This window comes from Plantactinospora mayteni (assembly GCF_016862935.1).
GTDB lineage: Bacteria > Actinomycetota > Actinomycetes > Mycobacteriales > Micromonosporaceae > Plantactinospora > Plantactinospora mayteni.
In genome coordinates this window covers 581,032-606,497 of record NZ_BONX01000023.1, presented here as the reverse complement: position 1 = coordinate 606,497, position 25,466 = coordinate 581,032, and the positions used below count along the sequence as shown (strand labels likewise).

Below are 25,466 nucleotides of genomic sequence, written 5' to 3'. Positions count from 1 at the left end.
CCACGCCCGATTGCTGAGTTGTTTACTTGAGTGAGTGTTTGAGAAGAGCCAGGTCGGACTCGGCAGGGCGAGGCGTTTACGAAGGCGGCGGGTGGAAGCGGTCGCCTTTCGCCTCCTGCGGGGGCTCGTCGCCTGGTAACCGGACGATGTGATCGCCACGATCACGCCTGACCCGTACGCTGTTTCCAGGTTACCGCCGGCTCTGCTGCGAACTCGGCAACCGGCCTGACGGCCCGGGACCACGTGCGGGCAGTACCTCTGTGCGCTGTCCGATTTTGGGACTGGCCGGGTAGCGCAGGGAGTTTGTCGGAGTTGGTCGCCACTGCGCGGTGGCGCTTGAGTCGATTACCGCACTCCGGAGTGTGGTGCTGCCGGTGGATTTCAGGCCCGAGGGTTGGCGGTCGGCCACCCTTTGGCGTCGTCTTTGCGTCGCACCCAGTTGGCCATGAAATACGGCCTATCCGCGGCGAGTGATCAGGGTTTCGATGCCGTCGAGGAGCAGGTCGAGCCCGAAGGTGAAGTCGGCGTCGTCGATCCACTTCTCGGCGGTGCCGAAGGCGTGGGAGCGGACGGCGGCGGTGAGTTCCGGGTAGTCCTCTGGGTCGAGGACCTGGTCGAGGATGTCGCCGTAGTCGGCCAGTCCGGTGATTGAGCCGTCGCCGGCGGCCGAGGTGGTGGCCGTGGCCGTGGCGGCGGCAGCGGTGATCATGCTGTGGGAGAGGGTCGCCTGGGTGGTGGCGTAGCCCGTGAGAGTGCTTGCGATGTTGATCCGTTGGCCGAGGTCGAGTTCGGTCGGGGCGAGCGCGGTGAGCGCGCGGTCGAGCCAGCGCAGCGTCCGGGGTCCGGTGGGCGGGGTGTGGTGGGCGAGGGACAGCAGCCAGGGCCGGTCGACGAGAAAGTCGCGGTTGGCCTGGGTCCAGGCGGCGAGGTAGACGCGCCACGGCCGCCCGTCGAGGGTGGGGGGTTCGGGGGTGGCGGCGTCGGCCATGACGGTCAGTAGCTCATCCTTGCTGCCGACGTAGCGGTACAGCGACATCGTCGCCATGCCGACCTGGGCGGCGACGCTGCTCATCCGGACGCCCGCCAGTCCCTCGCGGTCGGCGATTCCGATCGCGGCGTCGATGATCCTGGCCAGGTCGAGGCTCGGCCGGGGCCCGTGTCGGGACCCGGTGTCGCGGCCCCACATCCGCGCCACCACGGGTGGAAGCGCCCGCTTCGTCACGTTGACCTCTCCTGTCCTTCCCGGCTGGCGTTGCGCTTACTATAGATCCCGGTACTCTGTATCTCGTACGCTGTACCTCATACGCAGATACGGGGAGCTTGGTTTGAGTACACGCAATGCTGTCCCACGCGTTCTCGACGTCGATGCGGTCCGGGGCTTCGCGCTGCTGGGCATCTTCGCCGTCAACGTCACGTTCATGGCCTCCGGCTATCCGGGGAACCTGACGATCGACCCGGACTTCGACTCGGGGCTGGACAACGCCGTCCGTGCGCTGTCGTCCGTGTTCGTCGACATGAAGTTCTACGTGCTCTTCTCGTTCCTCTTCGGGTACAGCTTCACCTTGCAGATGGAATCGGCGAGCAGGGCCGGCGTCGCCTTCTCGTCGAGGATGCTCCGCCGGATCGGCGGGCTGTTCGCCATCGGCGCCCTGCACACCGTCTTCCTCTACGGCGGCGACATCCTGACCACGTACGCCGTGGTGTGCCTCTTCCTGTTCCTGCTGCGCAACGTCAGAGACCGCACCGCGATCTGGATTGCCGTCTCCCTCTACGCCGTCGTGCTGCTCAGCATGGTCACCAGCTCCCTGGTCGTCGACAGTTCGGCGTTCCTGCCAGGGGAGGCCGAAGCACTCGCCAACGGCGAGCGGGCCACCCAGGCCCTGCTCGGCGGGTGGGGCTCCAATATCGGAAACAATGTCGCCGGCCTGCCATTCCTCGTCCTCCAGGCGGTGAGCCTGCAAGGTCCGACCGCACTGGCCCTGTTCCTGCTCGGCATGGTTGCCGGTCGCCGGGGGTTGTTGGGGCGGGTGTCCGGCGGCGAGCCGGTCCTGCGCCGGATCCAGCAGATCGGGTTCCCGGTGGGGTTGCTCGGATCGCTCGTCTACACGGTCGGCGGCGGCAATGGGAACACCCTCGCCGTGGCTGCCAGCGTCGCGACGGCGCCGCTGCTGAGCGCCGCCTACGTGGCGACGCTGCTGCGGATCATGCACAGTCCGCGCACCGCCGCCGTGCGGGCCGCCCTCGCCCCGGCCGGCCGTACCGCGCTCACCAACTACCTGGCCCAGTCCGTGGTCGGATTGATGGTATTCACCGGCATCGGACTCGGCCTCGCGGGCACGTTCTCCCCGCTCGCCCTCATCGGTTTCGTCGTGGTCGTATACGCAGGGCAGCTCGCCGCCAGCGCGTTGTGGCTACGCCGGTTCCGCTACGGCCCGGTGGAATGGGCACTGCGCTGGCTCACCAACGCCCGACGCCCGGCCTTCGTCGCGCCGCCCCGGCACCCTGCGACGAAGGTCACCGGCCCGGCACTCGCCGATCCCGACAACGCAGCCACTCACGGGGGTCCGGAACGCGAAGACCGGGCTGCGCGCGGGCGAGCACGCTGATCGCCTAAGCCAGCTCCGGGTCGACGGTAGCGGCCGCCGCATGGCCTGATCAGTACGCGACCCGGAACACCTCGCCGACTGGGTGATGATGGTGCTCTCGCCCGCCGCGGCGTTCCTGTGCAGAGCGTCATAGTCGTCGACGGCGGCGCCAAGGCGTGGCTGCGCGTCGGCGAGTGGCCCTGCCCCGTCGTACTCCGACAGGTTCCCCGCTATCTGGCCCGTTATCGTACGTTCTCCCGGTCCTCACCTCCCCGACCACGGTCAGACGGCAGCGCCTTCTCCTCGGTACCGGGCCCTGATGTGAATCTCGTATCCTCCGCCGCATGACGAAGGGCCGGCCCCACTGGGACCGGCCCTTCGTCGTACGTGCGCCCGTCAGTTCACGTTCCGCCAGAATGCGTTGTCGTGGAACAACGTCGGGCTACCTGACCGCTCCCGCCAGATCAGGGACAGGGGCGGCGAACGCTGCTGCGGCCAGACAGGACAGGATGCGTCGAGACTTCATGAGTTCCTTCCTGATGGTCAACAGGGTGACCCACGCTGAACCTTTTTCAACCTGAACCGCGTGGCGCTCAGGCACCGCGTCCGACCTTGCGGTCCGCCGGACCGCAAGGGGAGGTTGAAAAAGGTTCACTGTTGAGGTTGAAACGGACAGGCAGGCGCCGGACGCTGTTACTGGATGGGGACGTTTAGGTCGCGGAACGGGCCGATCTTGACGTTGAGGGTGTCGGTGGTGTCGGGCAGGGCGAAGAGGTTCCAGAACTCGCGGGTCTGGCCTGGTGCGAACTTCTCGGTGCTGATGCGGACGCCGGAGACGTCTGTGCATGCGCAGTAGAAGTCCGCGTCGTTGTCGGTGGGGACCTTGAGGCGGCCGGGGAGGTACTGGCGGCGGGTGGCGATGTCGGTCAGGCGGACGTTGGTTGCGGCCTGGTACTTGTACGCCTCCCAGTCCTGGGTGCGGTGAAGGTCGCGGAACCAGGTCTCGGTCGACCCCTGATTGGTGATCTTGTAGGTGAGGAGGCCGAGGTCGCCGGGTAGTCGGCGTAGGCCGGTGATCTCCATGGCGATGGGCTGGCCGTCTGCCTTGGTGGTGCCGGTCAGGCCGGTCGCGGCGGGAGGGGTCGTGGCCGTCGGTGCCGGGGTGGTGGGTTGAGGTTTGGGGAAGGTTACCGTGACGCGGCGGTTGCGGCGTTTGCCCTCGTCGGTGTCGTTGCTGTACAGCGGGCGGCGCGAGCCGTACCCCTCGGTCTGGAAGCGGATCCCGTTCCTGGACAGCAGTGCCGACAGGGCGTGCTGTACCGCCTGGGCGCGGCGCAGTGACAGTGGGTTGTTGATGGCGTCGTTGCCGGAGGAGTCGGCGTGGCCCGCGACCGTGACCACTGTGGCGGGGGAGGCGTCGATGAGTTTGGCCGTGCGGGTCAGGACCGACCTGGCTTTGGGGGTGAGGGTGGCTTTGCCCACCGCGAACAGCACGTCGGAGGAGAGGTTGACCTGCAGGTTCTTGCCGTCGTCGGCGGTTTCCTCCGATTTGTCGAGGGATTCGGAGGGGAGGATGAGGCGGCGGGTGACCGGGGTGACGGGTTCGGTATCGGGGTCGGGGAAGTCACCGGTCGGTGCTTCGTCGTTGATGGGCACGTTGAGCATCGGCGGGGCGACGGGGGTGACGATGGTGGTTGTCGCGGGGTTGCCCGACGGCGCGGGTAGTACCGCGTAGACGGTGATCGACTGGCCGGGGTCGATGAAGCGGCCGAGGCCGTCGCGGTCGCGGTCGCTGCACAGGCAGGGGGAGCCGGCGGGTTTGTACGGCAGGAGCCAGGTGCGGGCCTGCGCGTCGAGGACGCCGATGCCGGAGGCCCACTTGATCTCCCCGAGGGGGCGGGTGTGGTCGCCCATCTCGCCGGGCCAGGGCAGGTGCTTCTCGGTGCCGGTGTTGGACAGGCGGATCTGGGCGATGAGGTGTTTGCCCTTGACGCGGTTGAGGCCGACGACCTCGACCTTGAGGTTCTCGGTCATGGTACTGCGGGTTTCGGCCAGGGCCGGTCGGGTGCCTTGACCCGACGCCGCGGCGCTGGTGGGGGGCGGGGATGCGGCTTCCTTCTTCGGCAGTACCCCGCACCCGGCCGCCGCGAACGCGAGTACGGCGCTCAGGGCCAGCATCCGCCCAGGCGTGGGAGAGATTGTCTGATGTCCGAAGTGACGGAGCTTGGTCATGATTCTCGACCGCGGTCGGTGTGGTTGGTCGCGAGTGGACTCGAACTGGCGCACCAGCTTGCTCGCCTCCTCTTCCTCGTGTATTTCGGGCCGCCTGGCCGGCGGGTAGTCGCGTCCGCGACTCCAGGCCGGAGCCGCCAGCTATCCGTGGGTCGTTGCGGACCAGCGGCTTATGGCGGGCTCGCACTCCACACGCGGCACCCGTCCGGATTGCGCACATGGTAGGCACCGGCGCCGTAGCCGTTCTCGACCCGCACCGCCACCACGCCGTCGATCTCCCCGTTGACGCGGACGAGCAGACCCGGCCCAGCATTGATCTGCACTACCTCGACTGATCGTTCGGCGTCGCGCTTCCACCGGCCGGCGGCCAGCAAGCGGGCCACCTTGCCCGCCCCGATCGGATGGGCCGAAGCAGGGCATGCTTGATATCGCCGCTGTCGCTGACGGCGACGACGTCCGGTACCAACCCATCGCAGCCCGGTCTCGGGCAGGTCGTCCTCGGCGCCGGCGGCCGAGCAGAGCAGCTCGCAGGTGACAGTGAGCAGCAGGTTGCGATGGGCGACGAACACCTCGGTCGCCGAATCCACGGGGCCCACGCGGCAGGGAGTATCGGGCGGCCCGGCGGTGTCCGTCGTTCCTACGCCGTGCTGGCCCATGTCCGGCTCCCGCCTGTTCAACCCTGGTCCTGCCACACGCACTAGACGGCACTCCACACCGTTTTGTGACAGCCACGAGCGATGGCCCACGTCCAACACCTGCATTCAAGAGGGGGCCGGGTCGCCGGCGTCTTGTGATCGTCGGGGCGCCGCGCGAACGATCCGCGCGGCACGCAACACCGGGAGTGAGGACGCCGCCGTCATGGCGGTCTCCCACTCCTCGCGGAAAGCGACGGTGCGGCGCGACCAGGTGAACGGTGTGGTCCGGGCCAGTGCTGGTGGAGGCACCCTTGGCCATCCCGTGCGTGGCGATGACCGCGTTGACGCTCATCCCAGCCGGCTCTGTCGCTTCCCCGGCCGGCCGGTAACGCCGGTCGGGCGGCGGGACAGGACCTGTCCCGCCGCCCGGTGCCGCCGATCAGACCCCGGTGACGCCGCGGATCCAGTCCCGACTGATCGGGACGCTGGCGAAGTAGGACGAGCCGGTGCAGGTACTACTGCCCCAGGGCACCACGCCGACCTGGTACCGCTTGCCGTCGACGAGCTTGAACATTGGTCCGCCGGAGTCACCCATGCAGGGTGACCCGTTGCCGGGCGAGACCCGGATCTGCGTACCCAGGCTGGAGTACGCGCTGGTACCCGTGACCGTGACCGTCGCGCGTTTCAGGGTTGGCGACGCCGGGCAGGTCGGGCAGGTCCGGCCCCAACCGAACACGTAGTTGGTGGTGCCGATCTTGGGGTGTGCGCTGGCCAGCGGTACGTATTCGGCGTTCGCCGAGCGGGAGAGCCGTACCAGCGCGATGTCGTGGATCGAGCGGACCACGGACTCGGCCTCGATCACGGCCACCACACCTCCGCCGCTGCCGTACCGCAGGCTCTTGACCCGTACGGCCATCGCCTGGTCCCGGTAGCCCTCGACACAGTGCTTGGCGGTCAGCTCCTTCATCGTTGTTGGGATGGAGCGGTAGGGGAGAGCGCGACACGGGGCGGTCGGCGTCGGCCGCACACCGTCACGCGTCGGGTACCCAACTGCCGTGGAAGCCGAGCGGCACCCGTGCCGGCAGGTGGACTCGGGCGACCGGCCGGCCGGTGAAGTCCTGCGCGGCCAGGATCACCAGGTCGGAGGCGTTGCGGTCCGGGTTGTGCACGTAGGCGATCGCGTAACCGTCGTCCTCGGCCGCCGGGCGGTCGGACGCCGCCGGGCGGTGGCCGGGGTCCGTGGCCGGGACGAAGACGGCCTCGCTGGCCGCGGCGTGCCGGGGGAAGCGGTGTACCTCCGACGTGCCGCGGATCAGGTCGTGCTTGATCAGTGCGTTGGTGAACGTCCGGTCCGGTGGGACGCCGTCGACGGTCTGATACGCCTGGAACATCTCGGCCGCCGCCGCCGAGTAGCCGTACCGGTGTCGCCGGGACACCAGCGCCTCGTTCACCCGGGGGTACTCCTGCGGGCGGTCGTCCAGCCTGCTCGTGCGGACCCGGCCACGGGCCAGGTCGATCGTCCAGCGGTCCAGTGAGGGGGTGCCGGCGGACCCCGGACCGCCGGTGCCCCGACCGGCCGGGTAGAACGGCGCCGGGAAGGTGGTGAGGTCGACCACCACCGACGCCCCGTCGTCGTAGGCGTTGAGGGTGTGCGAGTACACGATTCGTGGCACCTCGAACCAGCGGGCCGCGCCGCCCGCTCGGGGCAGCACTCCGACCCGGGCGGGGTGCTGGTCGTTCCAGATGTACGGCACCGGATGTCCCGCCGCTGCCGCCTCCGGGTCGAAGGTGACCGGGACGTCGAAGAGGACGACGTACCGCTTGGTGAGCGCGAAGTCGTGCATCATCGGGGCGCCGGCCAACGGGATCCGCGTGGTCCGGGTGACCCGGCCCGTCTGGTCCACGACGAGATGGCGGACGTGGTCCCAGATCGGGCTGTACGTGACGGCGTGCAGTTCGCCGGCCTCGGCGTCGAGCTTGGTGTGCGCGGTGAAGGCGCCGTCCAACGTTCCGCCGAAGTCGTACGGGCCGACGGTGTTCAGGTCGCCGTCGATCTCGTACGGCAGCGGCCCGCTCTCCAGGAGCGTCAGGATCCGGCCGTTGTGCGCGATCACGTGGGTGTTGCAGGCGTAGTCCCCGTCCGGCACCGGGCCGGGGTACGACTCGCCCAGTTTCTCGGCCACCGCAGCCGACCGGACCCAGCGGTTGCGGTACCACTCGGCCCGCCCGTCCCGGAGCCGGACGCCGTGCACCATTCCCTCACCGCGCATCCAGGAATGTGCACGCGGATCCTCCAACCCGAGCACGTTGGGGCCGATCCGCAGATAGCGCCCGTTCAGCTCCTGGGGAACTCGGCCGGTGACGGGTAGGTCGAACGCCGTCACCTCCTTCCGGACCGGGGCGAACGCGCCCTCGAGGAACGGGTAGGTGCCGCGCCGGCCGCCCGAGGCGGCGGCCAGAGCCATCTCGCCGGTTCCTCCGGCCAGCGGCAGTCCGCCGTACCCGGCGGCGGCGACACCTCCCGCGACCGCCGCCACCGAACGCAGCACGTGCCGTCGGCTGTAACTGGTCATCTCCGGACTCCCTGTCCTGGTTGTGTGGGTCGACATCGAAGCGGTGAATGCCGATCGCCGGCCCGTCGTCGCGGGCCTCTCCTGTCGGACCCTGGCTGGGGCTTGGCCAGCCGGGGCGGGCAACCTGCGGTTCGCCACCTTGGCCATGTCCGCCGGCGATCGGGTCGGCGGTCAGACGCGCGTCGTCCCGGCCGCCTGGATCATGGGGACGGCCAGGGACCTGTGCGCGGCCGACAGGCTCGCGGTGATCGTCAGGATGGCTACGGTGAGGATGATCGCGAGGAACGGGACGGCGTCGATGGCGGGACCCACCGAGCCGGTGCGCCCGTAGCGGAAACCCGCGATGCCGATCGCGGCGGAGATGCTGCCCAGCGCGAGCCCGGACGCGGCGGCGAACATCGTCTCGAACGTCACGGCGCGCAGGATCTGTCCCGGGGTCGCGCCGAGTTTGCGGGCCACGCCGAACTCCTGCCGTCGCGCCAGCAGGCTCGCGACACAGTTGTTGATCAACACTATGGCGGCGAACAGCGCGATCATGCCGACGATGATGAAGTTGAGCGTCTGGACCCCCTTGTCGTCGGCACTGACGGTGATGCCGTCAGCGGCGTTGGCCGCGTTCTGGATCTTCTGGATGTAGATGGTTCCGGCGGCCAGGCCGGTCAGGATGATCACCGGCATGGTGATGGCCGCCGTCTGTCTGGTGCGTTCGCGGATGGTCGTCGTCGCCAGATATCCCGCCGCCCCGGTGAACGGCCGGGTCGCGAGGTCGACGGGCCGGATCAGCCCGCGCAGTGCCAGGGGCGACAGGAGCGCCAGACCGATCGCGGCGGCGATGCATGCCTGGCCGGCGATGCTCAGCGTGGTGAAGCCTTCGTTCTTGAGTACCGTGGCGGTCGTCAGGGAGCACGCGATGCCGACGACGAGCAGAAGACTGCCGGCGATGATCCGGCCCCTCCCGATCGATCGACCGTCGGTGGCGGCCTGGCTCAACGCTTCCCGGGCGCTGACCCGCCCCGCCTGGCGGGCGGTGATCGCGGTCGCGCCGACCGTGGCGAGCAACGTCATCGACAGTCCCGCGATCAGGGCGAGCGGCCCGAAGCGGTAGGCGACGTCGTCGGCGACCTGGTCGGTGGAGGTCAGCGCACCGAGCACCGCCCGTCCGATCAGCCAGGCGGGGACGATGCCCAGGAGTGCGGCCAGGATCGAGACGGTCACCCCCTCACCGATGATCATCCGCCCGATCTGCGACGGGGTGGCACCGGTGGCCTTGAGCAGCGCGAGTTCGGCTTGGCGTTGCCGGACCGACAGGTTCATCGTCGAGGCGACGCCGAAGCCCACGATGACGAGACCCCATCCGCCGACGGCGCCGGCGATCGTCGTCAGCGACGACGCGTCGGCCGGGGACACGCCGACTCCGCCGGCGGTGTCGAAGAGCGAGGCGAAGGACATCAACACGACCGCGCCGAGGAATACGTTGACGAACGTCGCGGTGAAGCTGCCCCGGCGGAACCGCAACGAGTTGAAGGCGAGTCCGAGCAGGGTCATCGCGGTCCGTCATTTCGACGGGCGAGATCGAGCCGCAGCATCTGCTCGGACACCGCAGCCGCGCTGGGATTCTTCATCGTGCCGACGATCCGCCCGTCGGCGAGGAAGACGACCGAATCGGCGAAGGCGGCGGCGATGGGATCGTGGGTCACCATCACCATCGTCTGGCCGTAGGTGTCGACGGCGCGCCGGAGCAGGGACAGCACCTCGGCCGCGCTGGTACCGTCGAGCGCACCGGTGGGCTCGTCGGCGAACACGATCGACGGCCTGGACGCCAGCGCCCTGGCGATCGCGACGCGTTGCTGCTGGCCGCCGGAGAGTTCGGTGGGCCGGCGGTCGACGAAGCCGGCGAGTCCGACCTGTTCGAGCAGGTCCATACACTGCCTGCGGTTGACCTTCCGTCCGGCGAGCCTCATCGGCAGGGTGACGTTCTGCAACGCGGTGAGGGTCGGCAGGAGGTTGTACTGCTGGAAGACGAACCCGATCCGGGTACGCCGGAAGCGGGTGGCCGCAGCCTCGCCGCCCTGCACGAACTCGCGCCCGTCGACGTGCACCGTTCCGCCGGTGGGCCGGTCGAGTCCGGAGGCGCATTGCAGGAGTGTGGTCTTGCCCGAGCCCGAGGGGCCCATGATCGCGGTGAACGTGCCGGCGGCGAACGAGGTCGTTACCCCGGCGAGAGCGGTGACCCTGTTGCTCGGGGGTCCGTAGGTCTTGGTAAGCCCCACGACCCGCAAGGGATCCTGCATGGCATGACGGGTGAGATCCGAGCTGGTCAAGATGTCCATCCGATCGGTCTGCGCGGCGTTCACCCAAGCCTCGGCGTGCGGGGCCGATCGCAACACCACCCCAGGCAGGGCGAACCTGCCCGACCGGAGAAGGGGACACCCACCCGACCAAAGGCGGTAAGGAGGAGCACTCCCAGCCGGTTAGGGTGCATTGACATGACAGATCCCGTAGCCAGGCACCCGACGCCGCCGCGCCGCCGTTGGCATGCGCTCACCTACTCCTCCGCCCCCGGCTCCGGGGGGCGTACCGGGATGGTCGGCCGGCAGACCCTGGTCGACGTCGTTCTCGTCGTCGTCGCGGTCGGGTTCGGCCTGTTCATCCTGATCCCGACCATCGACATGCACAGCCGCACCGCTCTGATCCTCGATGTCGGGCTCGGTACGGCCGCGTGCGGATCGCTGGCCGTCCGCAGACGATTCCCCACCACGGTCGCGGCGTTCGCCGTCGCCGCGTCCGCCGTCTCCGCGTCCGCTGCGGGAGCCTCCCTGGTCGCCCTCTTCACCGCGGCGATCCGGGTTCGTACTCCGGCGATCACCGCGCTGACCGCCGCGGAGCTGATCGCGACGTTCTGCTTCCCGTTGATGTATCCCGAGCCTGCTGGTTTCAGCTACCGCACCCAGATCCTCATGGGCAGTCTGATGAACCTCGGCGTGGTCGGCTGGGGTCTGATGGTCCGCGCCCAGCGCAACTACCTCCGGGCGGTCCTCGACCGTGCACACGATCTCGAGGCGGGCCAGGAACTCCTCGCGGCCACCGTCCGCGACCAGGAACGTCGCCGGATAGCCCGGGAGATGCACGACGCGCTCGCGCACCGGCTGTCCCTGCTGAGCGTCCACGCCGGTGCGCTCCAGTTCCGCTCCGACCTGCCGGCGGACCAGATCCGCAGCATGGCCGCCATCATCAGGCAGACCAGCCACGACGCGCTGGGTGACCTCCAGGACGTGATCGGAATCCTCCGCGACGGCCCGACCAGCGACGGAAGCCTGCTCGAACCCCGCGTCGGGCTGGACGACCTGTCCGCCCTCATCGACGAGTCCCGGCGCAGCGGCACCGAGGTGAACGTGGACCAGAACATCGACAACGCCACCGGCACGCCGAGGAACGCCGCCGCCGCGGCGACCGCGTACCGGATCGTCCAGGAAGGCCTGACCAACGCCCGCAAACACGCACCCAGATCGCCGGTTCGGATCGTGGTCCGATCCCACGAAGCGGGGGAACTCGCAGTGACGGTCAGCACGTTCCTCGACCCACGACCAGCCCCGGTGTCGGTCATCCCCGGCACCGGGACCGGGCTGAGCGGGCTCAACGAGCGGGTCTCGCTCCTGGGCGGCACCTTCAGCTCCGGAAAGGTCGCACACCAGTTCGTCGTCACCGCGAGGCTCCCGTGGGGGAGCTGACCGAGACGATCCGCGTCGTCCTCGTCGACGACGACGCGCTGGTACGGATGGGTCTACGAGCCATGCTCGACGGAGTCCAGGGAATCCACGTGGTCGCGGAGGCATCGGACGGCGGCGACGTGCCGGCCGTTGTCGACGCACACCACCCCGATGTCGTCCTGATGGACCTGCGGATGAAGAAGGTCGACGGGATCACCGCGACGCAGCGACTACGAGACCGTGGAGAGGGCCCCGCGGTGATCGTCCTGACCACGTTCGACGAGCACGAACTGGTGGTCAGAGCACTCCGGGCCGGAGCCGTCGGCTTCCTCCTCAAACACGCTCCACCGGAGGACATCGTCCGCGCCATACGGTCGGCACGCCAGGGCGACAGCATGCTGTCGCCGGAGATCGCCCGACGGCTCATCACCATGGTCGCCAACAGCACCAGCCACGACACCGACAGACTGGCCGCACGAGAACGCCTCCAACACCTCAGCGCCCGCGAGATCCAGGTCGCCACGGCGGTCGCCGACGGCAAGTCGAACGCCGAGATCGCGACCGACCTCACCCTCACCGTCCCGACCGTGAAGGGCTACATCAGCACCATCCTCGGCAAGACCGCGTGCACCAACCGGGTCCAACTCGCCCTGATCGTGCAGGCGGCAGGTCTATAGGTTGCCGCACAAGCTAACTGCCTGCGCTACCTTCCGTGGGACGCTAAGTACCCTGCGATCCGAGTGCATCCGTGATCCACAATGGTGACATGCGGATAGTTGCCAGCGACGCTATGCCCTCAGTCCTTCGTCGGCGGCTGCGTTCACTCGCCGCAATGGAGCTGGTCAACATCCCGTTGCAGGGCGTGGCGTGGTTCGGCCTCGTCGGCCTGCCCGTTACGGTGCCCAACCTGATCGGCTTTGGCCTGTTCGCTACCCTGCTGATCGAGGGCGCCGCCTATTGGGCGGCCAAACTGCGCCAGATGCGCCATCGTCGGCGGCGACTTCCCGGTGAGCCCGCGTTTCGCGTGGCGCGTGCCGTCAACCCACTGATCTTGGCTACCGGCGTCGTGCTGATCGGATACGCAGCAGCCACCGATCCCGGGCGCGACTCCTGGCCCGGACTCGCCTTTGCCCTGTTCGCTTGTCTCGAACACATCAACTACTTCTACGTGCAGCTCATGCACGACACACTCAACGACGTACGCCGGTTCCGAGCGGTCGGCCTACGGCGCTCGCACTTGGCCCGCGATCTCGCACGGGAGCGAACGGCGCGGCCGCCGGTGGGTGACCCGGCAAGCCAACCGTGCGAGCCTTGATCAGGTCAGCGACGTCTCCGACGCCCCCGAAGAGCACGTGCCGCTCTTCCCGTACGCTACTGGCCGCCGTCCGCTTCTCGGCAGACCCGGTCGCAACCAGCTCAATCATCATCACGTCGTGTGTTCGGCGGCCCTGCGTCGTTTGGTGCCGGAACGGCGACAGGCTGTGGGCCCTCACCTGGCGGCGTGGAAGGCCCGGCACCCGTCGGTGTCCGCTGGCGCACCGTCACCGTGTACGCGGTCACCAACCTGGCTGTCCGCCACGTCAACCCTGCCCACCTGACCGACTTCATCCGTGGCCACTGGGCCATAGCCGCGTTGTATCGCGTCCGCGACGTCACGTCCGGCGAGGACCACTCCCAGGTGCGGGTCGGAAACGCGCCAGAACCCTCGGCTGCTGTGCAACCTCGCCGTCGGCATGCCGCGCCACCACTGCTGGACCAACGTCGCCAAAGCCTTACGGCACAACGCCCGCGACGTCTACCGACCTCTGGCGATCCTCGGCATCATCCCACCCTGAACCGACATCCCGGCACCTCGTCGAAGCTCTGGACCTAGCCTTGCCTCATTTGACCGAGACCTTCTCGGCGCCGATCCGCCGGATGCGTTCCGTGCCCCACCTCCCCAACGGGGCCAGCGCGGTGTTGAGGGAGACGCCGTCCTCGGTCAGCGAGTACTCCACCTTCGGCGGCACCTCGCGGTACACCTCACGATGTACAAGTCCGTCTTCTTCCATCTCCCGCAGATGTTGGATCAGCATCTTCTCGCTGACGCCCGGCAGACCACGCCGCAGCTCGGCAAACCGGCGGGTCCCGTAGTGGTGCAACTCCCAAAGGATCAGCGACTTCCACTTGCCGGTGACGACGTCCATCGCGGCGTCGATGCCGCAGAAGTACGGACCGCGTCGCGCCGCCGTTGCCATCTGCCCTCCAAAACCATACTTACCAGAAGGTTAGTACCCGACCATTTAGTTGGTACTGGTCAACTCTACCGGCAGCAGAGAGGATCCACTCGAACCATAATCACGAGGGAGCCAGAAACATGACCACGAACCACGACGTCCAGGTAAGCGTTCTCGGGCTGGGCGCGATGGGCAGCGCTCTCGCAGCCGCCCTGGTGAAGGCGGGACACGCGACAACAGTCTGGAACCGCTCGACGGGCAAGACGAGCGACCTCGTCGCCCAGGGCGCGATCTCCGCCGACACGGCCGGCGAAGCGGTCCGAGCCAGCCGGCTGGTCATTGCCTGCCTGCTGGACCACGCATCAGTCCACGAGGTGCTCGACCCACTGTCCGGCGAATTGGCCGGCCGGACCCTGATCAACGTGACAACGACGACACCGGCGCAGGCGCGCGAGCTGGCAGCCTGGGCCGCCGATGCTGGCGTGGAGTACCTGGACGGCGGGATCATGGCCGTCCCGTCAATGATCGGCCAACCCGGGTCATCGATCCTCTACAGCGGGTCGACCGCCGCTTTCGACCAGTACAAGCCGCTGCTTGACCTGTGGGGAACCAGCACCTACTTCGGTGAGGATCCAGGGCTGGCGTCGCTGTGTGACCTGGCCCTGCTCGCGGGCATGTACGTCATGTTCGCCGGGTTCGTACACGGTGCCGCCATGGTCGCGCCGTCGGGTGTGACCGCAGGAGAGTTCGCCGCCATGGCCACACCCTGGTTGACCGCCATGACCGGCGCCTTCCAAGGATTCGCCGCAGTCATCGACGGCGGGGACTACACCGTCGACGGGCAGCAGAGCCTGGAGTTCTCCGACCTCGGCGACATTCTGACCGCCACCTCCGATCAGGGCATCAGCACCGACGTGGTCGCCATGGTCCAGCACCTCATCCAACAGCAGATCGACACAGGCCACGGAGAGGAAGGCTTCGCTCGAATCATGGAGAGCATCAAGCAACCCGGCTAACAAAGCGGACTAACGATCTCGTGCGCAATTGTGTAGGGCCGCTGCGGTGATCGAGCCATCGGCCTCGCCGATGTCTTGTCCGGTTAGTGGCGGTGGGTTGGTCATGGTTGACCCCTTTCAGAATCCGATGGTTTCGCGGAGTAGCAGGACGGTGCCGCGGCCGGGCTGGAATTCGGCATTGAGGATGAGGAGGCGGTTGATGGCGCTGGGCCACCCGTGCACCTTCTGGGTGCGGGCAGTCTCCAGGGGGAGACAGTGGTCTTCGACCCGGCGCAGCGCGGTGTCCAGGTCGGGTACCACCTTCTGCGCCCCCACGATCCAGATGGCGCGGGCGGCGCCACCGGCGTAGCCGGGTAGCTGGCTTCCGCTTCCCGAGGCGATCACGAGCGAGCCGGTCTCGGTGACCGCGTGCACGCTGCCCAGGATGACGTCCGGGGTGGCAGCAAGTCGCCGGATGTCGTCGGCCTGGGTGGCGCGGTCCATGGCCAGCAGGCGTGGTCTGAGGGCCTGGTACTGCTCGCTGGCGTTGATGTCGGCATCGATGCCGGACAGGCGGAGGGTCTCGCTGGCCCCGGTGAACACGCTCGCGCCCTCCGGGATCAACCCCTTGACGCGGGTACGCGCGGCAGCGGCGTCGTCGAGGATCTCGACAGTGAAACCGTGTGCGGTCAGCGCGGCGGCCGCCCGCTCGAGATGCTGCACGGGCGCCGGGTTGGCGAACGGTGTTTCCGGAATTGGGGTGGTCATGAGTGTTTGTGGGCTTCCTGTCGCGGGATGCTGGTGTGGGTTCAAGCAGTCCGACGACGTAGCCGACCGGAATGTCAGGAGACAGGCCGGCCTCGCGCTTCGGTGCGCTGTCTCGTCGAACTCGTGAGGATGGATACGACCAGGGGAGACGTCGGCACCATGACCACCCGATCCAGGTCAGACGATCTCGAGGTTGGCCATCATGCCCATGTCCTCGTGTTCGGCGTTGTGGCAGTGGAACAGGTAGCGGCCTCGGTATCCGTCGAAGCGGGTGATGATCTCGGCCGATTCGCCGGGGCGGAGCGAGATGGTGTCCTTGAGTCCGGCGTCGTGGGGCAGGGGTTGGTGGCCGCCGCGGGAGAGCACGGTGAATCCGACCAGGTGCAGGTGGATCGGGTGGTGGACATCGGCGACGAGTCGCCAGATCTCGATGTCGCCGAGCCGGATCGTGACATCGGTTCGGGCGGGGTCGAAGGCGCGGCCGTCGATCAGCCAGCCGTGTCGGTCGCCCATGCGGCCGACGCCGAACGCGAGGTCGCGAGTCACGCTCGCCTCGGATCGGTGCCAGGTCGGGAGGTCGGTGGCGAGGCGCTCCGGGACCGGCGTGCTGGCCGGTGCGCTCCGAACTATGCGGAACTGCATGATGTGCGCCGTCGTGCCGGTGCCCAGCCGGTTGAGGATCCGGACGGTGCTGCCGATCGGGAGACCGGCGAAGTCGAGTACGACGTCGTAGCGCTCCGCAGGCGCGATCGGCAGGCTGGTGTGGTTGACCGGTCTGGCGAGCAGCCCCTGGTCGGCTCCGATCTGGATCAGCGGCAGCGTGCGGCCGTCCTCGGCCACGGCCTGGAGGTCGTAGTGTCGTGCGTTGGAGGCGTTGAGGAGGCGCAGCCGGTAACTGCCGGTGTCGGCGTCGTGCGTGGGCCACGGCGCACCGTTCACGAGGATGACGTCGCCCAGTACCCCGGCGAGGTACGGCTCGGCGACACCGGGGCGGTCGCGCAGGGTCGGGTCGAGCGAGGGGTAGGCGAGCTGCCCGGCGGCGTCGAATGCTCGGTCGGTGATCATGAGCGGTAACTCGTGATCGCCGTGGGGCAGGTCGAGGCCGTCCTCGACGTCGTCGCGGACGATGTGCATGCCGGCCAGGCCGCGCCACATCGCGGGCCCGGTGTAGTCCATCCGATGGTCGTGGTACCAGAGCATCGCCGCCCGCTGATCGAGCGGGAACGTGTACTCGCGCGTCAGCCGGGTCACTACGGCCCGAGGGTCGTGCACGTGGCTGCCGTGCGGACCGCCGGTGTGCCCGTCCTGGTGCGGGTCGGTCCACTCCGATGGCAGCACCAGGTCGGTCGGGTAGCCGTCCGACTCTGGTGGTGTGCGGCCACCGTGCAGGTGGACCGCGGTCGGCACCGGCAGCTCGTTGCGGTGCCTCACCCGCGCGGTCCGGCCGCGTCGGGACTCGATGGTCGGTCCGGGGAAGATCCCGTCGTACGTCCACACCCTGGTGGCGATCCCGGGCAGGATCTCCGCCGTCGTCTCCCGCTGGATTAGCTCGTACCGGTCGACCCCGCTCGCCTGCTCGGTGGGCCGGAGCACCGGTGGCAGCGGCAACGGGACCTGGAACGGCATCGGCAGCGGTACCTCGCTGGTCAGCAGGGCACCCGTGGTCGGTGGCCGCGGCGCCAAGACTGCCGCGACCGAGAGCCCGCTGACAACGGTGGCACCGAGGCCAGCGCCCAGCCACAGGACGCTTCGCCGGCTCACGCCGTGGCCGACCTGTGGCTCCGGCCGGTCAGCCATCGTCGTTCGCCTGCTCGGCAGCCAGGTTCCCGTCCGTTCGGAACGGGCGGCACCTTCGGGACAGCGGGAGGAGCCAGACCCCCAGCACCATCACGGTCGACCCCACGATGACGACGACGGAGAGTGGGATGTGCAGCCAGAGCGCGCCGGCCTTACCGGCCTCGTAAACCACGTACTCGATCGCCATCAACGTCAGCGAGCCGACCAGCGGCCACACCCGCCGCGCGCGAACCGCGACGACGACGGCCATGACGATCTGGAAGGCGCCGGCGATCGTGGCCGCGTTGGCGCCGTCGAGGTGCCAGCCCAGCCCGTTGAAGCCGCCGCTCAGGTAGATGCCGGCCGTCACCGGTTGGGCGAATGCCGCCACCATGTGTGCTGTCACCGCGATCCGCAGCAGCCAGCTGCTCGGCGGTGTTCGCGGGACAGCCTGCGCCGCCATGTCCATGACCGGCGACGGGGACGGGATGGTCATGGTCGCGACGGCTCCCTCGGTTGGATCCTGGCCATACTGATCCGACCGGACAGGACGGCGAAATGTCAGGTCTCGGGCCGCCCGCCTCACATCTCTGGCCGGTGCTGGCTTACGCGTTCAACCACGTCAAAGACCTTCAGCTCGGGGGAGGGCGCCCACTGGATGCCGTCCTCCTCGGTGTCGTCTCGGTGCTGGGCCTGATCGCCGTCATCCTCCGTATCCGCCAGCTGCGCGCAGCCGGGGCCACCGAGGAAGGCGCGCGATGAGAGTGGTCGTGTCGGGCGCGACCGGTGCCATCGGCGCCGTGCTCACCGAGCAACTGTTGGCCGCTGGACACGAGGTGCTGGGGATCACCCGCACCGCCTTTCTACGGGTTCGAGTCGAACACGCTCGGACTGCTCGACCAGGCGGAGCGTGGGAAGCTGGTCGCTCCGCGACAGGGATCGACCGTGTCGATGGTTCATCTCGAGGACGCGGCTGCCGCCGCCGTGGCCGCACTGGCGAACGGGCGAGCCGGGAGCGCGTACAACGTCGCCGACGATCAGCCGTGCACGTGGACCTCCTACATGCAGGCGGTCTCCGCCGCGGTCGGCGGGCGACCACCGCTGCTGTTGCCGAACGGGCTGCTGCGCATTTCGCCCTACCTCGGAACGCTCATGGTGCGCGCAGGCCTGAGCCTGGACAGCAGCAGGGCCAAACGGGAACTTGGCTGGAAGCCGCGTTTTCCCACAGTCGAGGACGGTCTACAGGACGTCGTGCGTCGACGATCCGACCGTAGCTGATCGCCCCCGCGGATCGCTCGTGCGCGGAAGTCGTCGGCTGTCGGCTCAGCTCCAGCGCTGGAGTTTGTCGGGGTTGAGGACCGCCCAGATGTGCGTGATCGCGTTTTCGCTGATGTCGAACGCGAGGACCGTCACCGTGGCTCCGTCCTGCTGCACCGCGAGCCCGGGCTGACCGTTCACCACGCACTCGACCACGGCCGCGCTGGCGGGCATCCGTTCGGCGATGGTGAGGTAGTGGCGGGCGACGTGCTCGGCGCCTTCGATCGGCCCGAGTGCCGCCTGCGCCAGTCCGTTGCTGTCGGCGATCGCTGTGACGTCGGGATCGAGAAGGCCGATCAGAGCGTCGATGTCCTGGGCCTCCCATGCCTTCTTGAACGCCCGAACCGCCTCGGCCTGCCGGTTCCTTGACATCTGGGTCATCTCGAACGAGCGGGCCCGGCGACGGGCTGACGAGGCGAGCTGGCGGCATGCCGCGGGCGTTCGACCGACGATCTTTGCGACCTCGGGGAACGGGTACCCGAAGACATCGTGGAGGATCAGGGCGACACGCTCGGCCGGGGTCATGGCTTCGAGCGTGACGAGGAAGGCCATGGTGACCGACTCGTCGAGGGTGATCCGGTCTGCGGGGTCACCGGCTCCGCTCCGCGCCTCGCCCGCGCTCGACCACGCTGCGGACTCGGGTAGCGGCTCGGGGATCCATTCTCCGACGTACCGTTCTCGACGTGCTCGCGCCGAGCTGAGTACGTCCAGGCAGATGCGGCCCGCGACCGTGGTCAGCCACCCTCCCGGGGACCGGGTGGCGTCTCGCTGCTCCGCAGACATGGCGTACCAGCGGGCGTAGGTCTCCTGGACGGCGTCCTCCGCTTCGGCGAGAGAACCCAAGAGCCGGTAGGCGAGGTTGATCAGGTGGCGCCGCTCGCTCATCACCGCGTTCAGCGCCGAGTCGTCCGGACGGTGGCGTGATGGGTCACTTGTGGCCATTGTGGGTGCACGCCTCCATAAGATCTCGTCCCTGCCGTCTTCGACGAAACACACCGGCTGTCTGTGAGGTCACGGGACCCGCTCACCCAGCTGCTGGCGCTGGGTGAAGACGTCGACGACCCCCCATACTTCGGCGACCCTGCCCTCGGAGAAGCGAATGATGAAGATCTCGTCGTAGGTGATGGTTCTCCCAGTGGCCGCGAGGCTGCGGTACTCGCCCTGATGGGTTCCCGTCACGGTGGTCCGGAAGACGATCTTGTCACCTTCTGTGATCATGTCCTCGACTGTGACCTGGATGTCGGGGAACCCGCGAAGCAGCATCGCCCAGGCGCCCTTCACCGCCTCGGGCGCCGTGGCGCCCACCGGCCCCGGCACATGGAACACGGCATCGGGGTGGAACACCCCGTCGACGGTCCGCGAGATCAACTCCAGATCGCGGCTGTTGATCGCGTCATGGAGCCGCTTGTAGACCGCCTTGTTGGTCTGTGGGGTAGTCATCGTGAAAACCTCTCCTCGGGTGTGTAAGGGTGGATGCGATCAGAAGGCGAAGGGTCCGAAGCGCAAGACAGCCAGCGCCGTGGCAGGCACCAACAGCACCAGCGGAAACACGACGTTGTTGGTCTCACCGCGCCGAAGGTGCACGATGACGGCGCCGGCCATCAAGACGGCCAGGCCCGCCCCCGCAATGGGACCCAGCACGCTCAGGACACCGACGGCCGGGGGAACGATCAGGCCGACGGCACCGAGGATTTCCGCCGCCCCGATGAGTCTGATCTGACCCTGCGAATAGTCTTCGGCCCACGGGTAGGCCGCAACGACGTCGTCTCGGGACTTGACGACCTTCGTCACGCCGGAACCCAAGAACGCGAGGGCCAGCAGGCAGGCCGTGGTCCAGAGGGCGATGTTCATCGTGAGTCTCTTCCGTCGTCATCCGAGAAGTCCAGGAACCTCGGTTCGCGCTCCCACCACTACGACGACGTAGCCGCGCAAGGTGTCAGATCCGCTCCGAACCCCACAGTTCGGTGGCGTGATTCGTCGTAGGGGCAGGGACGCGTCAGCCTGGTGCCGGAAGGCATCGACGAGGCGGACCGACAACTACAAGATCAACGACGGGACCCCCCGTGACTTCGATCGAACATCCCACCCTCGACGTCGCCGACTCCTCGGCCGCCGCCGTCGACAGCTTCCTGGTCGATCCTGGTGAGGTCCGAGACCGCATCGCCGGCGTGCTGGGGGAGGCCCGGACCCACCGTCAACCGCAACCCCACCCGCGCCGTCCGATACACCACCACAGGAGCAGCCGGATCCCGACGACGAGGCACCAGCAGAGTCAAATGCCGTGCGGTGCGTACGAAGCTGAGACGGCTGGCGTGGTCACCGAGGCGGCCGACGGGGACCGGCTCGCCTGGGCGGTCTCGACGCGGTGCGGCGGCGCTATCCCTGGCCCGACCTGGACACGAAGGGGCCACTCGTCCCACCTCGACGGCCGACCCTTGCATTACGTACCGCGGATCGCGGCACGGGCGGATGCATGCCGTTCGGATCTAGGATCGCGATCGTGTTCGGTGTCGCCGGGGCGTGCATTGGAGTGAGCCGGGGACGGCCGCCCGGATGCGGCCGTCCCGCAGGGGTCTTGCGGATGCGGAGGGATTGCCCCCGGGGTTCAGCGGTTCGCCACCCCGCCGCCGGAGGCTGGCTGGACCCGCTCGAACCGTACCCGGTTCAGCCATCCCGGGAGGTCGCTGAGCACGTACAGTTCGCCGTGCACGTCGGTGCCGATCGCGGTCGGCTGGGTGGGGAGGTTGCCGATCGTGGCGGACTCGTAGCCGCCGTCGGGCTTGGGACGCACGGCGAACACCCGGGTCGAGCAGTAGTCGCTCGCGACGTAGGTCCCCCATGCCTCGGGGGTCTGGAAGCCTCGGTACACGACGCCGCCGGTCACCGAGCAGTTGTCGTTGAAGTGGTCGTACTCGAAGACCGGGTCGGTGTACCGCACGCCCGGCCGGCATTGCTCCGGGTCGAACACCGGGGTGCCCTCTCGGCAGGACCAGCCGAGGTTCGCCCCACGCTGCCACGGGCGGATGTGGTTGATCTCCTCGACCAGGCCCTGGCCGACGTCACCGATCCAGAGCGAGCCGTCGACCGGGTCGACGGAGAACCGCCACGGGTTGCGCAGCCCGTAGAGCCAGATCTCTGGCCGCGCGTCGCGCGTGCGGACGAACGGGTTGTCGGAGGGAACACAGTAGGGCTTCGCCCCGCAGGTGCGGTTGACGTCGATCCGCACGATCTTGCCGAGCAGGGTGCCGAGGTTCTGACCGGACTTGAACGGGTCGTTCGCGTGGCCGCCGTCGCCGAGGGACCAGTAGAGGTAGCCGTCGCGGCCGAACGCTACTTGTCCGCCGTTGTGGTTGCCGTACTCGGCGTGCTCCTGGGTGAGCAGCACCTGTACCCGCTCAGGAGCGCCGATGGGCACTCGTGCCAGGGTCAGCGCGCCGGCCGGCAGGCTCGTGTAGGCCACGTAGAGGATCCCGGTCCGCGCGAAGTTCGGCGCGGGCGTGATGCCGAGGAGGCCGCGCTCGTTGTTCGACGTGTCGATCCGGGCGGTCAGGTCGAGCACCGGTTCAGCCGCCAAGCCGGTGTCGGGGTGGTAGGCGCGGACGGTGCCGTTCTTCTCCGCGATCAGCATCCGGCCGTCCGGCAGCCCGGTGATCGCGATCGGACGCTGTAGACCGAAAGCCACCTGTTCGGATACCACGGTCAGCTCGGCGAGTGGCACCGCGCTGGTGTGGGATGTGCTGGCTGTGGCGGTGCCAGCCACAGACGTCGGTGGCAACAGGAACGCGGACAGGGCCAGAACGAGCAGCCCGGCCAGCATGGTGGCCGGCCGACAACGCCGTCGCGACATGTTTCAGCTCCTCGAGCAAGTGGAGTGGAGGGCTCAAACCTGGGAGCGTTCCCACACTACATCGACTCTCGCCAATATCCAACCCGCCATCCTGCCCCCTTTCCGGCCAGAGAAGGCGTATCGGTCGACAGGACGGTACGGACGCGACCACGATCAACCGCATCTGGTTCTCTGTCCATTGCGGACTTTCGTGCGCCGAAGGTGATCCGCTGCTCAGAAGCGTCCGGGCCGGTCCGCCGGACGATGGCCGGCGTAGCTGGCGATCATCACGTGCGACCGCAGGTGACTACCGCCTACGCCGGCGTTCGCCCCAGACCGGTACGAACTGTGGAACCAGGTCGAACGCGGCTTCGGCCGTCGAAAGCAACGCCGAGGCCCGGCGACCAGGTACGACGAGCTCGGCAGTGGCTATCAGGCCACAGCGGACATCGCCGAAACCCTCGACTGGCGCAGAGCCGTCCCCGACCGACAACCATGATCCACCGGACACGCCTCAGTCCTCGCCGAGGAGGCGCTCACCGAGGTCGGTGCGGGCGTAGAGGACCGCCCGCCCGTGCCGCCGCGCGGAGACGACCCCGGCGGCCCGCAGCGTCTTCAGGTGCACGTTGAGCGTCGGCGCGGAGAGATCGAGCAGGCACGCAAGCTGCGTGGTCGTCATCGGCAGGTCGAGCTGGGCCAGTACGCGCGCCCGGCTGCGGCCGATCAGGTCGCCGAGCGCGTTCGCCCGGGGAGCGGGGCTGGCCACGCTCTCCCACAGGCGGCCGAGCCCGCGCGGTGGGTAGGTGACGGTCGGCTGCGGGTCGGCGGTGCGAACGACCACGTCCGGCCACGCGAAGACGCACGGCACCAGGAGCAGGCCACGCCGGTCGAGGTGGGCCAGGCCGTCGTAGTACTTGACGATCTCCAGGGTGTCGCCGCGCAGCGTCACGAGCGGGTGCAGCGTGCGAAAAAGCTGCCGTACCCCGCCCTCGGCGAGCTGCTCCAGCCGGTAGGAGAGGTCGGCCTGCAACAGCGCGCGGACGCGCGGCCAGTCCGGCGCCAGTGCGACCGTCCAGTAGTGCCGGAGTGCGGCGACGATCCGCCCGAGCGCGACGGCCGGGTCGGCAGCGAGGCGGCGCAGCCGCGCCACCCGCGCGGCCCTCCCGGGCCCGCGCTGCGCCAGCGTGTGCCCGGCCAGATGCTCCAGTTGTTCGGTGACGAGCGTGAGCTCCGTCGCCGCGATCCGGGCGAGCCCGGCGTCGAGGCTCTCGGTGCGGGCCCGGGTGACGGGGATGAGGAAGTCCGGGATGTAGCCGGCCGGGCGCACCAGCGTGCCGAGCAGCTCCATGTCGACGGTGCGAAGGGCCGGGGCGACCCGGCGTACCCAGGGCGTGTGCAGCGCGGCGCCCCGGCCGGGGGTGGCGAGCGCGCGGACGCCCAGCACGGCCTCGCGGACCGGCGCGAACCCGAAGCGGATGCGGCTCACGTCGTCGACGCTGAAGCGCAGCCGGATCACGTGGGGAAGATTAGTCCCTGCTCAAATCGTCGACCGACCGCCGGTGGCCGGCGCACGCTGTCGGACATGACGACCGATGTGCTGAGCTCCGGAGTGTTGAACGAGGCGTACGAGCGGCTGCACGTCGCGGGTCCCGAGTGGGGCGAGGACACGTTGACCAACCACGGCCCGATGGCGGTCGAGGCCATGGTGCGGCACGGCTACGACGGGCGGGTCCACCGGTGGCTCGACCGGTACGTACGGCGGCTCGATGACCTGCCGCCGGCGACGGGGGTCATCGGCCCCGATGAGTGGCAGGCGGCTCTCGGCGACGGTCGCCGGGTGAGCGACTGGACCGCGTACTTCACCCGCGAGGTGGCCGAGCGCCCGTGGCGGTACGTGCTCACCACGTGGTGGCCGCGGCTGCTCCCCGGCATCGTGGCCGGTGCCACCCACGGGCCGATCCGGGTCGGCCACGCGGTGCGCGTCCTGCTCGACACCCGGGTCGGGAGCGGGCCGGCCGTGACGGAGCTGGCCCACGCGCTGGGGTTCTGGGCGGCCCGCTGGCGCGAGGTGCCCGGCGCCGGCCCGTTCGTGGCCGCCCCCGCCGACGAACGGGCTTCGGGTACGCCGGCCGCGCCCCGGTGGGACGCCCGCGCCGACGAATGCGCTTCGGGTACGCCGGCCGTGCCCCGGTGGGACGCCCACACCGCGCTGCACGCGATGGCGCGGGTGCCGAACCAGACCGGCCCGGTGGCCGACCGGCTGGCGCAGCTCCCCGCGCTCCCGGGCTGGGCCGGGATCCTGGCCGGTCCGGCCGCCGTGTGCACCCCGGACAATGCCGCCGTGTGCACCCCAAACGAGGCGCGCGACGCGCTGCGCGACCTGGTCGCGGCCGGGACGGCCGCGTACCTGGGTCACGGGCACGCCAGCCCGGTACTGCTGGTGCACGTGGCCACCGCGCCGAACGCCGTCCTGCGTACGGTGCCGGCGCTGCCGCCGCACCTGTGGGCGCCGAGCCTGTCGGCGGTGTGGGCCGCGTGCGCGGCGATCACCGCCTCGTACGCGCCGGTCGTGCCGGCCGACCGGGCGGCGCTCCCCGCCGCGTCGACCGATCCCGTGGCGGTGCTGGAGCGGGCGGTCGAGCACGGTGACGAGCACGTGATGAAGTTCGCCGACACCGCCGTCGACGTGTTCGACCGGACCGCCGACGGCGACGCCCTTGCCGCCGCCGCCCGCGTACGCGACCTGATCCCCGCGCCGTGACGGCGTCGCCGGCGCGCCCGGGTCAGCTCAGGAGCACACCGACCGCCCCGGCCACAGATCCTCACGTCCGCTGAA

General features: G+C 69.0%; 24 protein-coding genes and 1 pseudogene. 9 read left to right on the top strand and 16 right to left on the bottom strand.

All coding sequences use genetic code 11. From position 1 onward, the window contains the following. Nucleotides 1–457 precede the first annotated feature (457 nt). On the bottom strand, nucleotides 458–1,222 hold the full coding sequence (locus Pma05_RS18760; protein WP_203858690.1) for a TetR/AcrR family transcriptional regulator: 765 nt from the start codon (nucleotides 1,220–1,222) through the stop codon (nucleotides 458–460). Between the two features lie 103 nt (nucleotides 1,223–1,325). Between Pma05_RS18760 and Pma05_RS18755 the strand changes: the two genes are divergently transcribed. After that, the gene (locus Pma05_RS18755; RefSeq protein ID WP_239312575.1) at nucleotides 1,326–2,606 is read left to right on the top strand and encodes a DUF418 domain-containing protein; all 1,281 of its coding nucleotides are present in this window, start codon (nucleotides 1,326–1,328) and stop codon (nucleotides 2,604–2,606) included. Nucleotides 2,607–3,278: 672 nt separating this feature from the next. Here the strand turns inward: Pma05_RS18755 and Pma05_RS18750 are convergent. The 6 genes from Pma05_RS18750 to Pma05_RS18725 form a co-directional block, all read right to left on the bottom strand. Beyond that, nucleotides 3,279–4,763, bottom strand: a complete 1,485-nt coding sequence (locus Pma05_RS18750; RefSeq protein ID WP_203858689.1) for an OmpA family protein — start codon at nucleotides 4,761–4,763, stop codon at nucleotides 3,279–3,281. Nucleotides 4,764–4,987: 224 nt separating this feature from the next. Beyond that, a complete protein-coding gene (locus Pma05_RS18745; RefSeq protein ID WP_203858688.1) occupies nucleotides 4,988–5,404 on the bottom strand; it encodes a sigma-70 family RNA polymerase sigma factor family protein in 417 nt (138 codons plus the stop codon). 487 nt (nucleotides 5,405–5,891) lie between these two features. Next, nucleotides 5,892–6,419: a S1 family peptidase gene (locus Pma05_RS18740; protein ID WP_203858687.1), complete on the bottom strand. Its 528-nt coding sequence runs from the start codon at nucleotides 6,417–6,419 to the stop codon at nucleotides 5,892–5,894. Between the two features lie 64 nt (nucleotides 6,420–6,483). Then, nucleotides 6,484–8,025, bottom strand: a complete 1,542-nt coding sequence (locus Pma05_RS18735; RefSeq protein WP_239312573.1) for a carotenoid oxygenase family protein — start codon at nucleotides 8,023–8,025, stop codon at nucleotides 6,484–6,486. A 171-nt stretch (nucleotides 8,026–8,196) separates the two neighbouring features. Next, on the bottom strand, nucleotides 8,197–9,570 hold the full coding sequence (locus tag Pma05_RS18730) for an ABC transporter permease (protein ID WP_203858686.1): 1,374 nt from the start codon (nucleotides 9,568–9,570) through the stop codon (nucleotides 8,197–8,199). After that, nucleotides 9,567–10,295 (bottom strand): ABC transporter ATP-binding protein, encoded by a 729-nt coding sequence (locus Pma05_RS18725; RefSeq protein WP_307836862.1) that lies wholly within the window; start codon nucleotides 10,293–10,295, stop codon nucleotides 9,567–9,569. Before Pma05_RS18725 ends, Pma05_RS18730 begins: the two co-directional genes overlap by 4 nt. 216 nt (nucleotides 10,296–10,511) lie before the next feature. Here Pma05_RS18725 and Pma05_RS18720 point away from each other — a divergent pair, with 216 nt between their 5' ends. From Pma05_RS18720 to Pma05_RS18710, 3 genes are all read left to right on the top strand, one after another. Beyond that, the gene (locus tag Pma05_RS18720; protein ID WP_203858684.1) at nucleotides 10,512–11,753 is read left to right on the top strand and encodes a sensor histidine kinase; all 1,242 of its coding nucleotides are present in this window, start codon (nucleotides 10,512–10,514) and stop codon (nucleotides 11,751–11,753) included. After that, the gene (locus Pma05_RS18715) at nucleotides 11,741–12,409 is read left to right on the top strand and encodes a response regulator transcription factor (RefSeq protein ID WP_203858683.1); all 669 of its coding nucleotides are present in this window, start codon (nucleotides 11,741–11,743) and stop codon (nucleotides 12,407–12,409) included. The genes Pma05_RS18720 and Pma05_RS18715 overlap by 13 nt, the downstream gene beginning before the upstream one ends. A gap of 155 nt (nucleotides 12,410–12,564) precedes the next feature. Then, a complete protein-coding gene (locus Pma05_RS18710; protein ID WP_203858682.1) occupies nucleotides 12,565–13,047 on the top strand; it encodes a hypothetical protein in 483 nt (160 codons plus the stop codon). Nucleotides 13,048–13,612: 565 nt separating this feature from the next. Here Pma05_RS18710 and Pma05_RS18705 read toward each other — a convergent pair. Then, entirely contained in the window at nucleotides 13,613–13,969 is a 357-nt protein-coding gene (locus Pma05_RS18705) for a winged helix-turn-helix transcriptional regulator (RefSeq protein WP_203858681.1), read from the bottom strand. Between the two features lie 119 nt (nucleotides 13,970–14,088). Here Pma05_RS18705 and Pma05_RS18700 point away from each other — a divergent pair, with 119 nt between their 5' ends. After that, nucleotides 14,089–14,964, top strand: coding sequence for an NAD(P)-dependent oxidoreductase (locus Pma05_RS18700; protein ID WP_203858680.1), 876 nt, complete (start codon nucleotides 14,089–14,091; stop codon nucleotides 14,962–14,964). 117 nt (nucleotides 14,965–15,081) lie between these two features. On the opposite strand, the gene Pma05_RS18695 is transcribed toward Pma05_RS18700, so the two are convergent. The 3 genes from Pma05_RS18695 to Pma05_RS18685 all read right to left on the bottom strand — a co-directional run bounded on the left by Pma05_RS18695 (nucleotide 15,082) and on the right by Pma05_RS18685 (nucleotide 17,983). Continuing rightward, nucleotides 15,082–15,666, bottom strand: a complete 585-nt coding sequence (locus tag Pma05_RS18695) for an LUD domain-containing protein (protein ID WP_203858679.1) — start codon at nucleotides 15,664–15,666, stop codon at nucleotides 15,082–15,084. A gap of 222 nt (nucleotides 15,667–15,888) precedes the next feature. Then, complete coding sequence (locus Pma05_RS18690; protein WP_239312570.1) at nucleotides 15,889–17,472, bottom strand: multicopper oxidase family protein; 1,584 nt, start codon at nucleotides 17,470–17,472, stop codon at nucleotides 15,889–15,891. Between the two features lie 28 nt (nucleotides 17,473–17,500). After that, nucleotides 17,501–17,983 carry a hypothetical protein gene (locus Pma05_RS18685; protein WP_203858677.1) on the bottom strand — a complete coding sequence of 161 codons (483 nt, stop codon included), beginning with the start codon at nucleotides 17,981–17,983 and terminating at the stop codon, nucleotides 17,501–17,503. A 101-nt stretch (nucleotides 17,984–18,084) separates the two neighbouring features. Between Pma05_RS18685 and Pma05_RS18680 the strand changes: the two genes are divergently transcribed. The 3 genes and pseudogenes from Pma05_RS18680 to Pma05_RS18675 all read left to right on the top strand — a co-directional run bounded on the left by Pma05_RS18680 (nucleotide 18,085) and on the right by Pma05_RS18675 (nucleotide 18,765). After that, nucleotides 18,085–18,249: a hypothetical protein gene (locus Pma05_RS18680; protein WP_203858676.1), complete on the top strand. Its 165-nt coding sequence runs from the start codon at nucleotides 18,085–18,087 to the stop codon at nucleotides 18,247–18,249. Next, a pseudogene (locus tag Pma05_RS44020) lies at nucleotides 18,246–18,332 on the top strand (NAD-dependent epimerase/dehydratase family protein); the annotation flags it as partial. The gene Pma05_RS18680 and the pseudogene Pma05_RS44020, both read left to right, overlap by 4 nt. Nucleotides 18,333–18,438: 106 nt before the next feature. Further along, nucleotides 18,439–18,765, top strand: coding sequence for an NAD-dependent epimerase/dehydratase family protein (locus tag Pma05_RS18675; RefSeq protein WP_203858675.1), 327 nt, complete (start codon nucleotides 18,439–18,441; stop codon nucleotides 18,763–18,765). Between the two features lie 45 nt (nucleotides 18,766–18,810). Here Pma05_RS18675 and sigJ read toward each other — a convergent pair whose 3' ends face one another. The 5 genes from sigJ to Pma05_RS18650 form a co-directional block, all read right to left on the bottom strand. Next, nucleotides 18,811–19,800, bottom strand: coding sequence for an RNA polymerase sigma factor SigJ (sigJ, locus tag Pma05_RS18670; RefSeq protein ID WP_239312567.1), 990 nt, complete (start codon nucleotides 19,798–19,800; stop codon nucleotides 18,811–18,813). A gap of 15 nt (nucleotides 19,801–19,815) precedes the next feature. Further along, nucleotides 19,816–20,244, bottom strand: coding sequence for an ester cyclase (locus Pma05_RS18665; RefSeq protein ID WP_203858674.1), 429 nt, complete (start codon nucleotides 20,242–20,244; stop codon nucleotides 19,816–19,818). A 39-nt stretch (nucleotides 20,245–20,283) separates the two neighbouring features. Further along, complete coding sequence (locus Pma05_RS18660; RefSeq protein ID WP_203858673.1) at nucleotides 20,284–20,655, bottom strand: DoxX family protein; 372 nt, start codon at nucleotides 20,653–20,655, stop codon at nucleotides 20,284–20,286. A 754-nt stretch (nucleotides 20,656–21,409) separates the two neighbouring features. Continuing rightward, nucleotides 21,410–22,651 (bottom strand): PQQ-dependent sugar dehydrogenase, encoded by a 1,242-nt coding sequence (locus Pma05_RS18655; RefSeq protein WP_203858672.1) that lies wholly within the window; start codon nucleotides 22,649–22,651, stop codon nucleotides 21,410–21,412. Nucleotides 22,652–23,144: 493 nt separating this feature from the next. Beyond that, complete coding sequence (locus tag Pma05_RS18650) at nucleotides 23,145–24,146, bottom strand: ArsR/SmtB family transcription factor (RefSeq protein WP_203858671.1); 1,002 nt, start codon at nucleotides 24,144–24,146, stop codon at nucleotides 23,145–23,147. A 66-nt stretch (nucleotides 24,147–24,212) separates the two neighbouring features. On the opposite strand from Pma05_RS18650, the gene Pma05_RS18645 reads away from it, so the two are divergent. Next, nucleotides 24,213–25,391 carry a questin oxidase family protein gene (locus Pma05_RS18645; RefSeq protein WP_203858670.1) on the top strand — a complete coding sequence of 393 codons (1,179 nt, stop codon included), beginning with the start codon at nucleotides 24,213–24,215 and terminating at the stop codon, nucleotides 25,389–25,391. The last annotated feature ends 75 nt before the right edge of the window (nucleotides 25,392–25,466 follow it).

What these genes read in the sequence shown, in the direction of transcription:
- Pma05_RS18710 (WP_203858682.1), top strand. Translation starts at nt 12,565, where the DNA reads ATGGAGCTGGTCAACATCCCGTTGCAGGGCGTGGCGTGGTTCGGCCTC.
- Pma05_RS18700 (WP_203858680.1), top strand. Translation starts at nt 14,089, where the DNA reads ATGACCACGAACCACGACGTCCAGGTAAGCGTTCTCGGGCTGGGCGCG.
- Pma05_RS18750 (WP_203858689.1), bottom strand. Translation starts at nt 4,763, where the DNA reads ATGCTGGCCCTGAGCGCCGTACTCGCGTTCGCGGCGGCCGGGTGCGGG.
- Pma05_RS18730 (WP_203858686.1), bottom strand. Translation starts at nt 9,570, where the DNA reads ATGACCCTGCTCGGACTCGCCTTCAACTCGTTGCGGTTCCGCCGGGGC.
- Pma05_RS18645 (WP_203858670.1), top strand. Translation starts at nt 24,213, where the DNA reads ATGACGACCGATGTGCTGAGCTCCGGAGTGTTGAACGAGGCGTACGAG.
- Pma05_RS18735 (WP_239312573.1), bottom strand. Translation starts at nt 8,025, where the DNA reads ATGACCAGTTACAGCCGACGGCACGTGCTGCGTTCGGTGGCGGCGGTC.
- Pma05_RS18705 (WP_203858681.1), bottom strand. Translation starts at nt 13,969, where the DNA reads ATGGCAACGGCGGCGCGACGCGGTCCGTACTTCTGCGGCATCGACGCC.
- Pma05_RS18655 (WP_203858672.1), bottom strand. Translation starts at nt 22,651, where the DNA reads ATGTCGCGACGGCGTTGTCGGCCGGCCACCATGCTGGCCGGGCTGCTC.
- Pma05_RS18685 (WP_203858677.1), bottom strand. Translation starts at nt 17,983, where the DNA reads ATGACCATCCCGTCCCCGTCGCCGGTCATGGACATGGCGGCGCAGGCT.
- Pma05_RS18720 (WP_203858684.1), top strand. Translation starts at nt 10,512, where the DNA reads ATGACAGATCCCGTAGCCAGGCACCCGACGCCGCCGCGCCGCCGTTGG.
- Pma05_RS18675 (WP_203858675.1), top strand. Translation starts at nt 18,439, where the DNA reads ATGGTTCATCTCGAGGACGCGGCTGCCGCCGCCGTGGCCGCACTGGCG.
- Pma05_RS18740 (WP_203858687.1), bottom strand. Translation starts at nt 6,419, where the DNA reads ATGAAGGAGCTGACCGCCAAGCACTGTGTCGAGGGCTACCGGGACCAG.
- Pma05_RS18660 (WP_203858673.1), bottom strand. Translation starts at nt 20,655, where the DNA reads ATGAACATCGCCCTCTGGACCACGGCCTGCCTGCTGGCCCTCGCGTTC.
- Pma05_RS18665 (WP_203858674.1), bottom strand. Translation starts at nt 20,244, where the DNA reads ATGACTACCCCACAGACCAACAAGGCGGTCTACAAGCGGCTCCATGAC.